Consider the following 13,959-nt stretch of genomic DNA (forward strand, 5'->3'; position numbering starts at 1 on the left):
ATGCAATATGATGCTGTAATTATAGGAGGGGGTGCCTGCGGACTGATGTGCGCTGTGCAGGCAGGCTTATTGGGTAAGAAGACGCTGATCCTGGAGCGTAACAATAAACCCGGTGCCAAAATTCTGATTTCAGGTGGAGGGCGTTGTAATTATACCAATCTGGGAACTACTACTGCTAACTTTGTAACACAGAATCCGGACTTTTTGCATGGCATATTCAAGCGCTGGACTGTAGATGACACGGTTCGTTTTTTTGAGTCATATGGCATTTCCGGACAGGAAAAAACATTAGGTCAACTCTTTCCGACCACTAATAAAGCTAAAGATATTGTTGCCGTATTTACAAATCTTATGTTTGAGACCGGACAGGATATCTGGCTGGATAGCCTGGTAAAGTCCGTGGATCAGGCAGACGGAGTTTTCCGTATCTGTGTCGATACACCTTCAGGGGAAAAAACTTTGAAAACTGCGAAGGTTGTTATGGCCAGCGGAGGGCTTCCGGTACAGAAGCTGGGTGCATCTGATTTTGCATTGAGGCTGGCCCGTAAATTTGAATTATCTATTGTTCCTACAGCTCCGGCATTGGTTCCCCTGACTATTACCGGCAAAGATGCCGAATGGTATGCCTCTCTTTCTGGAAACAGTGTTTTCTCAAGAGTATATAATAAAGAGGTCAGTTTTGAAGAAAATATCTTATTCACGCATTGGGGCCTGAGTGGCCCGGCTATTCTGCAGATTTCTTCTTATTGGCGGGCCGGACAGGAGTTTACGATAGACTTGTTACCGAAATTCAGTCTGGAGCAAATCATAAAAGATGAACGCAACAGCGGTGGTAAGCGATTATTGTCTCAGGTGCTGAATGATTATTTTACCCGCAAGATGGTGGATGCTTTTGGTAAATTTTTGCCATTGACGACCAAAATTGCTTCTTTGAGTAAGGCAGATGCAAAGCTGATTGTAGAAACAATTCACCGGTTTCATGTGAAGCCTGCAGGCGACAAGGGATATGATAAGGCTGAAGTGATGCGTGGCGGGGTTGATACAAATGAGCTAAATCCATCCACTCTGGAATCAAAACGGATTCCCGGATTATACTTTGGCGGGGAAGCTGTGGATGTGACAGGCTGGCTTGGCGGATATAATTTTCAATGGGCATGGGCATCAGGCTATACCATTGCTCAGGCGATCTGACCGCAGGCTGCCGATTTTCGGCTACTGCTCATAAAAATCCCTGATCTGATTTTTTCTAATACTTACTTCTTCTTAACGATTCCTCATTTAAAAGTCTTACTTTTGCTGCTGAAGCAAACTGGTTCTATCGCTGTTCCGTTTATTCGGGAAAGAGGAAAGTCCGGGCAACACAGAGCAACTCACTTCCTAACGGGAAGGCTCCGCTCAGGCGGAGACAGCAAGTGCCACAGAAAATATACCGCCTTGTCTTCGGACAGGGTAAGGGTGAAAACGTGAGGTAAGAGCTCACGGTATTGCATGGCGACATGGATTACGGTAAACCTTGAGTGTTGAAAGACCAAATAGGTTACGAAACTCGAAGGCTGCTCGTCTTCTTTTACTTCGGTAAGATTCGTAATGGGTAGGTTGATGGAGTCTGTCAGCAATGGCAGATCTAGATAAATGATAGAAAACCGATTTTTCGGTGTACAGAACCCGGCTTATAAGGTTTGCTTCCTTTTTTGAATATTGCCCCTAAATTCTTAATTTGTACACGACAATTAGATAGAAGAGAGTTACCTCATATGACTACAATATTAATAATAGACGACGAACGTGCAATAAGAAGTACGCTGAGAGAGATTTTAGAATACGAAGATTATAAGGTTTTTGATGCAGATAATGCTCTTGACGGTCTTGAAATTCTAAAAAAAGAAAAAATTGATCTTGTACTTTGTGATATTAAGATGGAAAAAATGGATGGATTGGAGGCGCTTACATTTGCGCAGACACTCAAACCTGAAGTTCCTTTTATTATGATATCGGGGCACGGGACAGTGGAAACTGCAGTAGAGGCAACTAAAAAAGGTGCGTATGACTTTCTTTCTAAACCGCTGGATCTGAACAGAATCCTGATTACGGTGCGCAATGCACTGGAAAGAGGCTCCCTTGTAGAAGAAACTAAAGTGCTGAAGAAAAAAGTATTCAGTTCCAAGACCAAAGAAATACTGGGTAGTTCGGATACCATCTCCAAGATTAAAGAAACGATAGAGCGTGTTGCGCCTACAGAGGCAAGAGTATTGATCACAGGAGAGAATGGCTCGGGTAAAGAGCTTGTTGCCAGATGGCTGCATGAAAAATCAAATCGCTCATCCTTACCGCTGATCGAAGTCAACTGTGCTGCGATTCCTTCAGAACTTATCGAATCGGAATTGTTCGGACACGAAAAAGGCTCCTTTACCTCTGCTGTAAAACAACGTATCGGTAAATTTGAGCAGGCCAGTGGCGGAACTTTATTTCTGGATGAGATCGGTGATATGAGCTTATCAGCTCAGGCAAAAGTATTGAGAGCTTTACAGGAGCATAAGATTACACGTGTAGGAGGGGAGAAAGAGATAGATGTCAATGTGCGTGTGATTGCGGCGACCAATAAGGATCTGTTGAAGGAGATTGATGCCGGTAACTTCCGGATGGACTTGTACCACCGTCTGAGTGTGATCCTTATCCATGTGCCGCCTTTGTCTCAGCGTACTGATGATATCCCGACAATAGCAAACAGCTTTTGTGAGGAAATCTGCGGTGACTACAATATGCCGGTCAAGAAGATCACTATGGAAGCGATGAAAGCCCTTCAATCTCTGCCGTGGACAGGTAATATCCGTGAGCTTCGCAATATGGTGGAACGCCTGATTATCTTAAGTGATAAGTCGATCACAGATGCAGATGTACTGACTTACGCCAATCCATCTATCGTTAATCCTGCTAATGGTTCTTCTGCAGGAAATGAAACGGGTAAAGCTGTTGACTATAAAGGCATATTCGAACGTTTTGAATCTTTTCAGGACTTTAAGGATCATGCCGAAAAAGAGTTTATCAACTTCAAACTGGATAAAAACAGCTGGAATGTTTCCAAAACAGCTGACGATATCGGTATACAGCGAAGCCATCTGTACAGTAAAATAGAAAAATTCGGTCTTAAAAGAGACTAAATGCTTATACAAAAGGGGATCAAATTAATTTGATCCCCTTATTGCTTGCAATAATGAATGGAAATTTTAATCGTTAAATCTCCGTTTTTGCTTGTTATAAAGTGTAAAAACAACAACTGCTATAAGAATAAGACCAATAACTAAATATCCTAAGGTGGAATGATCTTGTCTATCCGTCTCATGCTGAGCAAATACGAAATTTGCTATTCCCATCATTAAAATTAATAACCACGCTCTCATAATAAAATTTAGTTTGTGAACGTAGGAATTTACAATTTTTATGCCATTACCGCAATATTTTTATTGTAACTTTTTGGATACAATAAAAATGCGCCTTCTACTTATGTAAAAGACGCATTTTGTGAAAATGGTTACTTCATTTCAGAAGTAACGGGTTGGTTTATGGTGAGTTGCCTCTTATGCGATTTCAGCGATAAATACACCATCTTTTTTGATGTCAGCCAGATGAGTTATAATCTGCTTAAGATTGATCTTTCCAATAACATATTTGAAGTTATCAGCATAATAACGCTCACTGATTGAGCTAAAGTTTAATTTATTAATCAGTGTATCGTCTTCATATCTTAAATATACGTTCAATTCATAGTCAGTGCTGTAGGAAAGTTCCTGTGCTTCCAGGTGTTTCTTATACTCGTATCTGTAATCATAACGCAGTGCCGTAATGTCTGATAATACTGCTGAGCCTGTGGGATGACCGCCCGCACCTTTACCATAGAAGAATTGCTCGTCCGCAAATGCTGCTTTTACAAGTACGCCGTTGTTTTCATTCTCGACATTGTAAAGCATATTGTCTTTGGTAATAAATTTTGGCAGAACATATAACACTACCTGCGCATTATTGATTTCTTTGGCCAATGGCACGAGCTTAAGTTTGTAGCCTTTCTCTTTTGCAAAGCGGATATCCTGCTGATCCAGTTTGTCTATACCGATATTCAGAATATCATCCGGTTTGATATAGAGTCCGTAAGCATGTGAAGCTACAATAGCAAGTTTGTACTTAGGATCATATCCTCCTACATCGAGTGTAGGATCTGTTTCTGCAAATCCCAGTTCCTGTGCTTTCTTCAATGCGGTATCATAGCTTTGATTTTCATTGAAGATCTTGGACAGAATATAGTTGGATGATCCGTTGAATATGCCACTTACCGAATGCAAAAGTTCGTTGTCATAATATTCTTCCAGATTACGGATAATGGGAATACTTCCGCAGACCGCTCCTTCATAAAGCAGACTTGTACCCGTCTGTTGCTGGATCTCTGTAAGTTCTTCCAGATGTGTTGCAATCATTTTTTTATTTGCTGATACCACATTTTTTCCGGACTTAAGCGCCGTCACTGTAAACTGGTAAGCAGCTTCTGAATCGTCAATTAATTCGACAACTGTATTGATCTCCGGATCGTCCAGTATGACAGCAGGATCTGTTGTAAATAATTCAGCAGGCAGAGAACGTTTCTTGTCGGCATTTTTGATTACAAATTTTTTGATCTCTAAATTTAAATTCTTCGTTTTTATTATATCATAAAGGCCTTGTCCTACTACTCCAAATCCAAACATGCCTAGTGTTAACTTCTTACTCATTTGTTTTTAATAAATATCTTTTAATCTTATACTGTTGTTAATTCTATTGATTCATCTTCTGCAAATTGTTCTGTCAGGAATCCGGAGATGATTTGAGAAAGTATTTTTGTCTCTATCAAAAAGCCATCATGTCCATACAGAGAATCCAGCTCATAGTATTCGGCTCCTGAAATGTGCTGCGCAATAAATTGTTGCTCTGTTGGTGGAAATAATACATCTGTCGTGATACCGATGACCAGTGTTTTTTGCTTTAATTGCTGCAATGTCTGTGCGGCAGAAACACGACCGCGTCCCAGATGATGACTGTCCATTGCTTTAGACAAAAACCAATAGCTGTAGGCATTGAAGCGGTTAACCAGTTTTTCTCCCTGATAGCTTTGGTAAGAGGAAGCCTTGTACTGCTCTGTTTTTTCAATATCAGATTCTGTCTGTGTAGCTGCATAGGTATCATATGAGCGATAGGATAGTAGAGCCAGGCTTCTGGCTGCTTTCAATCCTTTGGCTCCGCCATCAGGTTTGTTTGCATAAAAGGTACGGTCAGCAGTGATTGCCAATCGTTGACTTTCATTATACGCTATGCCCCAGGGTGAATGCACGGCATTGGTTGCGATAACTATAAGATGGGAGATGTCGATCTGTGCGGAAGCTGCCCATTCCAGTGCCTGCTGCCCTCCCAGTGAACCACCAATCAGGATGTTGATCTTCTGTATCTCCAGATGATCGGCCAGCAACTGATTTGCCTGTACAATATCACGTACTGTAAACTGTGGAAAGGATAAGTAATAAGGCTGGTCTGTCTGTGGATTGACAGATAAAGGACCAGAAGATCCGTAGTGTGAGCCCAGAACATTGGCACAAACAATAAAATAATCCCGGGGATTGAAAAGATCGTTTTCTCCAAATAGTCCTTTCCACCAATCAAACACATCGGAATTTGCCGTCAGGGCATGGCATACCCAGACGACATTATCTCTATCCGCATTTAACTTTCCATAGGTATGGTAGGCAATCTGCAGATCATCGATCTGCCTGCCGTTCTCAAATACAAATGGTTCAGTATATTTAAAAGTTTTGCTACTCATGTATGCTTTATTGTATTGTCCCCACTGAAGGGGATTACATATTATCCGAAAAACAGATACTTTACAGACCTTTAATAGTCTGTAAGGTCTTTTTATTTAATCTTTTCAAATGCTTGCTGAAGATCCGCTTTGATATCATCAATATGTTCGATCCCGACAGAGATTCTCAATAAACCAGGATATACTCCGGCACCGATCTGTGCTTCTTCGCTCAATTGCTGATGTGTAGTCGCCGCAGGGTGAATAATCAGGGATTTGGTATCCCCGACATTGGCCAGGTGACTGATGAGTTGCAGGCTGTCAATAAATTCATTTGCTTTTTGAGGATCTCCTTTAATCGCAAAGGAAAGTACGCTTCCGAATCCGTTGCGTAAATATTTTTGTGCATTGTTGTGGTACGGAGAGCTTTTTAAGCCCGGATAGCTTACTTTTTCTACCTGAGGATGTGCTTCCAGCCATTGTGCTACTTCCAGTGCATTATCTACATGGCGTTGTACACGAAGAGACAATGTTTCAAGACCCTGTAACAATAAGAAGGAATTGAAAGGAGACAGGGCGGGACCAAAGTCACGAAGGCCTTCTACACGTGCGCGGATCGCAAACTGGATGTTTCCGAAAGGACCATCAGGACCAAATACATCTGCGAAAACCAATCCGTGGTATCCTTCCGAAGGTTCTGAGAACTGTTTGAATTTACCATTCCCCCAGTTGTAATTTCCTCCGTCAACTATGACACCACCAATACTGGTACCGTGTCCGCCGATCCATTTCGTAGCCGATTCAACGACTACATGTGCTCCGTGCTCCAATGGTTTGAACAGGTAGCCTCCTGCACCAAATGTATTATCTACAATCAGGGGAATATCATGTTTTTTAGCTATAGCTGCAATTTTTTCGAAATCAGGAATGTTGAAACTCGGATTACCGATGGTCTCGATGTAGATCGCTTTAGTTTTGTCGTCGATAAGCGATTCGATCTGCTCAGCTTCGCTGTCCTGTGCAAAACGAACTTCTATACCCAATCTTTTGAAAGCTACCTTAAACTGATTGTAAGTTCCACCGTAAAGATTGGATCCTGCAACAAAGTTTTCTCCGCTTTCGAGAATATTATTCAGTGCAATAAACTGAGCTGCCTGTCCTGATGCGACTGCGACAGCTGCTACTCCGCCTTCTAATGCAGCAATACGTTTTTCGAATACATCTGTTGTCGGATTCATGATACGGGTATAGATATTGCCGAATTGTTTCAGGGCAAATAAGTTGGCACCATGTTCCGCATTTTCAAATACATAAGATGTGGTCTGGTATATAGGTACTGCTCTGGATCCTGTGGTCGGATCTGCTACCTGACCTGCATGTACTTGTAGTGTTTCGAATTTTAAGTTTGTATTTTCTGACATGTCTTTGGAAGTTTAAAATTGTAATTGAATTATTGATTAAAAGAATACACTTGTTGCTGCTCAGTCCTGTGTCTTAGGCGTGAGGTAGCCGTGCTGAGGGATAAGAAAAATCTTAGCAACACATCGCATTGTGCATTCGCATTCGGTTGGAAGACAACAAAGAATGGTATGACAAGAGGTTGGGATCCTGATTACAGGATGTTCCGAATGATGTGAAATTGTAAAATGTAATGTTCATAGCCTTTTCATTTATATGCTCCAAAGCAACATTGCTTTGGACAGGAATTGGCACCTTTTCAAACGTTTTTTGAAGGTTGCCAGTGGGTCATTGAGCCAGTCTCTCGCCACTTCTTTATAAATCAAAACCCTACGATATAGAGAGGTAATGATTAGGTTGTCTTCCGCTGAAGACTCTGCAAATATATCTTTTGATTTTTAATCTTGCAAATAATTGCTCAAAAACTTTTAAAAACAAGGTGCTGAAATGTCCGGAATGCAGGGTTGAAGAAAGATTTTAAAACAGCTGAAACCAGCCTTTAAAAGAGCAGAAAACGGATTTTTTTGATGCCATAAGCTGAATATGTTTGTGAAGTAAAATCAAGGTCATATAAGATGAAAGAAATAGAAGAATTAAACTGGAATGATATTACTTCAGCGTTACATAATAAGGGATATGCTCTGCTTTCGGATGTTCTTACTGATCAGGAATGTGAAGATCTGAAGGCAAATTATTCGCATCCGGATGCTTACCGAAAAACTGTAGTGATGGAGCGTTATCGGTTTGGAAAAGGAGAATACAAGTACTTTGATTATCCGCTTCCGAATCTTATTGCAAAAATCCGAAGAACGGTTTATCCGTATCTTGCGGCTGTAGCCAATGCATGGAACCGCGCTTTACATATCGAGGTAGAATTTCCGGTGGAACACGAAGTGCTTTTGAAGCAATGCCACGATCAGCAACAAACCAAAGCGACTGTGCTGATCTTGAAATACGGACCCGGTGGATTCAATACGCTGCATCAGGATTTGTACGGAGAGGTTTATTTCCCTATGCAGATTCTTCTTTTTCTGAGCGAACCGGAAGTGGATTTTACGGGAGGTGAATTTGTATTGCTGCAGCAGATACCCAGAGCCCAGTCTCAGGCTGTTGTGTTGAAACCTAAGAAAGGAGATATATTGATTTTTACGACCAATTTCAGGCCGATGAAAGGAACAAAGGGATATTACCGGGCCAATATGAAACATGGAGTAAGTGAGGTGCATAGCGGGGAGCGCTATACACTGGGTATTATTTTTCATGATGCGCTAAGCTGATGCCAATCCGTCATATCGCATATGAAGATGCGGAAATAAGAAGTAAAATCCGGACTGCCGAAATATGTTTTGCGGGTAATCGTAAATTGAAAATCTACGGGAAACTATCATGCAGATCGGGTAAAAGGATGCTTCGTCAGAACAGGGTTTTCTTTGCTTCTGAGAAGCAGGCTCTGCTATGCGAATACAGACCTTGTGGCCATTGTATGAGGGCTGAATTTGTGAAATGGAAAAATACAGAGATACAGCAAATGTAAGTACACCTGCATAGGACAATGCATATGTATTCAAATATCAGCTTATAATTTTGTGGATGGCCATTTCTATTATATCAATAGCTTCTTCTATTTCGGATCGATTCAAGGAGGCAAATCCGAATCTGAAAGCATTCAATTCTTCGTTAAGCACTTTAATTTTTATACCGTTTCGAAGTAAAATTTCGTGTAGTTGGCGGACAGGAATTTTTTTGTCCAGCTGAATCCACATGGCCATTCCGCCACCGGGCAAGCTAAGTGAGACATAGGGGCCTGCTTTTTTGGTGAGAAGATCATAAAGGCGGTCTCTTCGCCTATGGTATGCTTTCTTTGCTTTTGTAAGGTAACGTTTGAGTTCTCCTTCCTGAATAAGAGAAGCGAGTGCATCCTGCATAAACATATCGCCGCCCACATCTATGGATTTTCTGAAATCTGCAGCATGATCGATAAAATTGCCGGGAGCAATCATAAAACCTATGCGTATGGAGGGTGCCAGTATCTTAGAAAAGGATCCGATATAGATCACTCTTCCTTCATGATTGGCACTTGCAAGAGGCAGATAGGGTGCTGAATCGTAATGGTAATCATAGTCGTAATCATCTTCGATAATCACAAAATCATATTGTTTAGCCAGCTCCAGCAGGCGCATTCTGCGTTCTGTACTCAGTGTTACTGTCGTCGGATAGTGGTGATGAGGAATCACATACAAGAAATGAATAGTCTGGTGCGCACAGATCTGTGCTATTGCATCTACGTCCAGGCCATATTTGTCTACCGGTACACGGATCACTGTTGCACCCATATCTGTAAAGACCTTTGTTGCTGTGGTATATCCGGGATCACCTGCTATTACCTGTGTATTATTATTATTATTAATCAGAAGATGGGCAGCAATATAGATACTCATCTGTGCACCGTGGGTGATGAGTATATTTTCTTTGCCAATGTTTATTCCTCTTGTCTCGGAAAGCAATAAAGCCAGCTGCTCGCGCAGACGGGTAGAACCGCGGGCATTGTCTTCCTTGCTCTGTTCGATGTTATTTTTCTTAGTTAAAATAAAACGGTATGATTTTAACAGTGTATCAATAGGAGAGAGGCGTACATCGGGATACCCGTCATCGATAATTAATTTCAGAATCGTCGTATGATCTTCCTGTTCGGCAGGCTGTATCATATGTTCGCCCGGGATTTCCAAACGATATCCATAGGCATTAAGCATGCGTTCACTGTTCCATTTTTTAGGTTTCAGCAGCGGCAGTTGTTCGGATACATAAATTCCTTTTCGGGGAATGGCTTTGATATAATCCTGAGCAATAAGTTCTTCGTATGCAGCAAGTACCGTTTTGCGGTGTACCACTAGTTTCTGTGCCATTTCCCGACTACCGGGTAGGGCTGCTCCGGGCTTCAGTATACCGTTGCGTATAGCATTACTGATTGCAAAGGCGATCTGCAGGTAAACCGGATTTTTGTGTGTTCTTTCTATAGTTATGATCGACTCAAACGGAAACATACTGGACTACTTGTTGGTTTTGTTGTGGACTACAAAGGTAGTCCAAATAACGCATATGTTTGTTGAAAATTAATAACAAATAATATGGATATGAATTACAACATTAAAAAAGTGGTCCTTGAAGATCTGGATCAGGCAGCAGAATTATTTGATCTTTACCGTGTTTTTTACCGTCAGGAATCGAATGTAGAAAAGGGGAAGAAATTTTTGCGGGAAAGAATACTGAATGATGAATCGCATATATTTTTGCTGTTTGAGGATAAGAAAGCGGTAGGATTTGTACAGCTGTACAAATTGTTTCACTATACCAAACTTCAGAAGCAATGGCTGTTGAGTGATCTGTATGTTCACCCGGAGCACAGGGGAAAAGGTTATTCGGTGGCTTTGATTGACAGATGCAAGAAGTGGTGTGAACAGACTGATGCCTGCGGACTGATGCTGGAAACAGAAAAGACCAATGCTATCGGCAATACATTGTATCCGCGCTGTGGATTTGAGTATGACGGATTGCACAATTACTATTATTGGTGGAAGTAAAGTTTACGCAATAGAATAGTACAGGAAGTCCCGGTAAATCCGGGGCTTTTTGTCTATTTTTGAGTAATTTATTAGATCGGCTTTATATGAAATATCTGTTATTTTCTTTTACTGTTCTGCTTTTTATCTCTTGCAAAAGTTACAAAACCGGTGATTCCGTAAATAAAAAATACGAAATTGAGGAGGTCAGCTTTAGCAGAAAACCTTGTTTCGGAACATGTCCGGTATTTGTATTGAAGATCAGTAAGAATGGTACAGCACAACTGGATGCTGATAATTTTCTGAAAAACGGACTTAAAGGAAAGTATGTTACACAGATCAGTACAGGCGATCTGTATAAAATAATGAAGCAGCTTAATGAGTTGCAGTTTCCGGAATTAAAGGATGATTATGGCAACAGACTTATTTCGGATCTGCCTTCAGTACATTTAGAGATCCGTTATCAGAATGATAAAATAAAGAAAATCCGTGACTATGGTAATCGGGGTACAGCTGAACTGGAAAAATTATATAAAACAATAGACGAAATACTCTACGCCCAAAAATGGGTACCGGCACAATAGTTTTTGTACAGATTCTCATACCGCATATTTTGCTTTCTGTCCGCTGACTGAATAAAAGCAAGGTGTAAGTGATAAATAATTAATACTTTAGTGTATCCAATTTTTATTAGCCACTCTCCGGTATGAATACTGAAATACAAAAATTGCATCGTATCTGGCAGAGTTCCCGTGCTGTCAAAACTACCTTTTTTCCTAAAAACGGATTTAAGGAACTGGCCAATACAATTACCAGTTCAGGCCCTTTTTATTATTATATAGTGGACTTCTATGATATGTCTTTATCTCATATCAGCCCAGCTATATACGATCTGCACGGATCGGATCCGAATACTGTCACTTTTGATGATATCCTTCAACTTGTCCACCCCGATGATCTGGATTTTGTATCCAGAGCCGAGTCGAAAATAGCAGACTTCTTTAACAATAATATCGGTGCAGATAAGTTGCTCCATTATAAGATAAGTTATTGTTTCAGGGCGCTTACCAAAGATAGCGGATACGTATTATTCAACCATCAGGCACTTATGCTGACACTGGATGATACCGGGAAGTTCGGCAAATCTTTAAATATTCATACACGTATTGATCATCTCTCCAAAGAGAATACAAACAAAATTTCACTGATCGGACTTTACGGCGAGCCTTCTTTTATTCATTTGAATGTGGATACTCAGGAGAAGAAAGATACTAAATTTTCCAAGCGTGAGGTTGATATTATTAAGCTGATAGCAGAAGGGCTCAGTAATAATGAGATTGCCGAAAAATTGTTTATTGCATCGGTTACCGTGAAAAAGCACAGACAGAATATATTGCTTAAGGCTGGTTGTAAAAATACAGCACAGCTTATCAAAAACAGTGTTCTTCAGGGACTGATCTGATTTCCGGTTTTTTCAAAATACTTCTTTAGGAGTATTTCTTTCTGATCTGGCCTGAGGTAAATTTGTGGTATTAATTCAGTAATACTTACTCTACTAAATGAATAAACCTATATCCCCGCGAATCAAAATTATACTGTCTGTAGTTTTGTTTCTATACGTTTCACTCGCATATGGTCAGCTCCATTTTAAGAATAAATACCTCAAACTTCAGCATGAGATTATTTTGACTACAAATTATAATACACTCCCTGATTTTATGAAAAAGAAGGGTTATACCGTGGATGATAATCTTAAAAGCAGTGTGGAGCAGGATATGAAGGACCGAGATACGCCCGGATATTGTCATGCATTTAGAGATGACAGTCTGCAATATGTGCTGGTATATTATGATGAGCCTAAGAAAATGACCACGATCTTAAGCAGCGTGATAAAACCGGGCGGAACTGAGGTTGAGAACGAGTTAGTGGAACTTGCATTTGCCAAAAGGATCGATAGTATAGATAAGAGTGAGGAATATACACTCTTTGAGCGCTTTGATTATCCGCATGGTTTTACGCATCAGAAAGTGGAGGGTACAAACTTTACCTGGTTGTATCTGGTGGCTGATCTGCCGGGCAAGCCGAAGTTTTCTGAATATTTAAATACATCTGAGAATAAGGAGTAGTAGTATTCCTCTTAATTATCAGATATGCTGATCAATAAGGATAGGATTGCCGTCCGGATCCATAATAAAAAATCCGGCCGGACCTGAACTTTTTATATCAACTTCTTCCAGGGGTTGTATTCCGGCTTCTTTGAGTGCCATCTGTATAATGCGTACATCATCAAAGTTTGAGAGTAATTTGGCATTCGAATCCCAGCCCGGATTGAAAGTCAGCAGATTTTTGTCAAACATTCCCTGAAAGAGACCGATTAATGTCTCTTCATTTTTCATGATCAGGTAGTTGCTTTCCAGACTTCCCGCAAAAACTGAAAAGCCTAATTTTTCGTAAAATTCTTTTGAAACGTTAATGTCTTTGACATTGAGACTAACAGAAAATGCACCTAATTTCATAATACTTCTTTTTAAAATTATCAGGATCGTTTATAACTCTGGTTTTATCTGTACAACGTAATAAGATCGTGCTGTCCGTACAACTTTTATTTGCTGAGTTTGTGTAATCTGTTTAATTCCAGTTGCTTAGTTGGTGTTTGTTGTGCCTGAGTTTGTATTTTTTTGGCTGTGTATCTATCTGTATTCTTTAAATTAGCTGTTTTCGGGGATTTTAAATTGCTGTTCGAAGAGATACTTTTGTTGAAGTTATTCATCAAAAAAAATATCATGGACAGAAAAACGATTGCAATTATCTCTTACATCACTATTATAGGTTGGCTTATAGCTTATTTTCAATACAAAGATAAAACGAAGGACGCATTTGTCAGTTATCATCTTAAGCAATCCCTGGGTATAACGATAATAAGTATCCTGCTTGGATTGGTATTGAATATTGTCGTTATTGCTGTACCTGCCTTAGCTGTACTTACCTACGCCAATATTTTTATATTGATCTTATGGATTTTGGGGATTGTTAATGCTGTAAAAGAGGAAATGAAACCGGTACCTGTAGTTGGGACTATATTCGAAAAGAAGTTTTCCTTTCTTGATTAATTTCCCACCCACGATT

Annotated in this window: 15 protein-coding genes, 1 other RNA gene and 1 riboswitch; of the genes, 10 read left to right on the forward strand and 6 right to left on the reverse strand. The window is 40.3% G+C overall.

The features are described 5' to 3' along the window. The 3 genes from I6J03_RS15170 (at position 1) to I6J03_RS15180 (ending at position 3,158) form a co-directional block, all read left to right on the forward strand. Complete coding sequence (locus tag I6J03_RS15170) at positions 1-1,191, forward strand: BaiN/RdsA family NAD(P)/FAD-dependent oxidoreductase (protein ID WP_003004806.1); 1,191 nt, start codon at positions 1-3, stop codon at positions 1,189-1,191. A gap of 111 nt (positions 1,192-1,302) precedes the next feature. Then, positions 1,303-1,689, forward strand: an RNA gene (rnpB, locus tag I6J03_RS15175) — RNase P RNA component class A. A 65-nt stretch (positions 1,690-1,754) separates the two neighbouring features. Further along, positions 1,755-3,158, forward strand: coding sequence for a sigma-54-dependent transcriptional regulator (locus tag I6J03_RS15180; protein ID WP_003004804.1), 1,404 nt, complete (start codon positions 1,755-1,757; stop codon positions 3,156-3,158). A 417-nt stretch (positions 3,159-3,575) separates the two neighbouring features. Here I6J03_RS15180 and I6J03_RS15185 read toward each other — a convergent pair whose 3' ends face one another. From I6J03_RS15185 to I6J03_RS22800, 4 genes are all read right to left on the reverse strand, one after another. Then, on the reverse strand, positions 3,576-4,757 hold the full coding sequence (locus I6J03_RS15185) for a homoserine dehydrogenase (RefSeq protein WP_003004802.1): 1,182 nt from the start codon (positions 4,755-4,757) through the stop codon (positions 3,576-3,578). Between the two features lie 26 nt (positions 4,758-4,783). Beyond that, positions 4,784-5,839, reverse strand: coding sequence for a homoserine O-acetyltransferase family protein (locus tag I6J03_RS15190; protein ID WP_003004800.1), 1,056 nt, complete (start codon positions 5,837-5,839; stop codon positions 4,784-4,786). A gap of 92 nt (positions 5,840-5,931) precedes the next feature. Beyond that, positions 5,932-7,239, reverse strand: coding sequence for an O-acetylhomoserine aminocarboxypropyltransferase/cysteine synthase family protein (locus tag I6J03_RS15195; protein WP_003004797.1), 1,308 nt, complete (start codon positions 7,237-7,239; stop codon positions 5,932-5,934). Between the two features lie 112 nt (positions 7,240-7,351). Further along, positions 7,352-7,477, reverse strand: a complete 126-nt coding sequence (locus I6J03_RS22800; protein WP_262895127.1) for a hypothetical protein — start codon at positions 7,475-7,477, stop codon at positions 7,352-7,354. Positions 7,478-7,485: 8 nt separating this feature from the next. Beyond that, positions 7,486-7,600: riboswitch (SAM riboswitch) on the reverse strand. 251 nt (positions 7,601-7,851) lie between these two features. On the opposite strand from I6J03_RS22800, the gene I6J03_RS15200 reads away from it, so the two are divergent. Further along, positions 7,852-8,553, forward strand: coding sequence for a 2OG-Fe(II) oxygenase (locus I6J03_RS15200; RefSeq protein WP_003004796.1), 702 nt, complete (start codon positions 7,852-7,854; stop codon positions 8,551-8,553). Continuing rightward, the gene (locus I6J03_RS15205; protein ID WP_003004794.1) at positions 8,553-8,810 is read left to right on the forward strand and encodes an Ada metal-binding domain-containing protein; all 258 of its coding nucleotides are present in this window, start codon (positions 8,553-8,555) and stop codon (positions 8,808-8,810) included. The genes I6J03_RS15200 and I6J03_RS15205 overlap by 1 nt, the downstream gene beginning before the upstream one ends. Positions 8,811-8,847: 37 nt before the next feature. Here I6J03_RS15205 and pdxR read toward each other — a convergent pair whose 3' ends face one another. After that, positions 8,848-10,317 (reverse strand): MocR-like pyridoxine biosynthesis transcription factor PdxR, encoded by a 1,470-nt coding sequence (gene pdxR, locus I6J03_RS15210; protein WP_003004790.1) that lies wholly within the window; start codon positions 10,315-10,317, stop codon positions 8,848-8,850. A gap of 90 nt (positions 10,318-10,407) precedes the next feature. Between pdxR and I6J03_RS15215 the strand changes: the two genes are divergently transcribed. The 4 genes from I6J03_RS15215 (at position 10,408) to I6J03_RS15230 (ending at position 12,959) form a co-directional block, all read left to right on the forward strand. Next, positions 10,408-10,854 (forward strand): GNAT family N-acetyltransferase, encoded by a 447-nt coding sequence (locus tag I6J03_RS15215; RefSeq protein WP_039989796.1) that lies wholly within the window; start codon positions 10,408-10,410, stop codon positions 10,852-10,854. Between the two features lie 86 nt (positions 10,855-10,940). Further along, positions 10,941-11,417 carry a DUF6438 domain-containing protein gene (locus tag I6J03_RS15220; protein WP_003004784.1) on the forward strand — a complete coding sequence of 159 codons (477 nt, stop codon included), beginning with the start codon at positions 10,941-10,943 and terminating at the stop codon, positions 11,415-11,417. 122 nt (positions 11,418-11,539) lie between these two features. After that, positions 11,540-12,295: a LuxR C-terminal-related transcriptional regulator gene (locus tag I6J03_RS15225; protein WP_201693793.1), complete on the forward strand. Its 756-nt coding sequence runs from the start codon at positions 11,540-11,542 to the stop codon at positions 12,293-12,295. Between the two features lie 97 nt (positions 12,296-12,392). Continuing rightward, the gene (locus I6J03_RS15230) at positions 12,393-12,959 is read left to right on the forward strand and encodes a hypothetical protein (RefSeq protein WP_003004774.1); all 567 of its coding nucleotides are present in this window, start codon (positions 12,393-12,395) and stop codon (positions 12,957-12,959) included. Positions 12,960-12,977: 18 nt separating this feature from the next. Here I6J03_RS15230 and I6J03_RS15235 read toward each other — a convergent pair whose 3' ends face one another. Next, positions 12,978-13,349 (reverse strand): VOC family protein, encoded by a 372-nt coding sequence (locus tag I6J03_RS15235; protein ID WP_003004772.1) that lies wholly within the window; start codon positions 13,347-13,349, stop codon positions 12,978-12,980. 267 nt (positions 13,350-13,616) lie between these two features. On the opposite strand from I6J03_RS15235, the gene I6J03_RS15240 reads away from it, so the two are divergent. Continuing rightward, the gene (locus I6J03_RS15240; protein ID WP_050767773.1) at positions 13,617-13,943 is read left to right on the forward strand and encodes an import component protein; all 327 of its coding nucleotides are present in this window, start codon (positions 13,617-13,619) and stop codon (positions 13,941-13,943) included. The last annotated feature ends 16 nt before the right edge of the window (positions 13,944-13,959 follow it).

This window comes from Sphingobacterium spiritivorum (assembly GCF_016724845.1).
Taxonomy (GTDB): domain Bacteria; phylum Bacteroidota; class Bacteroidia; order Sphingobacteriales; family Sphingobacteriaceae; genus Sphingobacterium; species Sphingobacterium spiritivorum_A.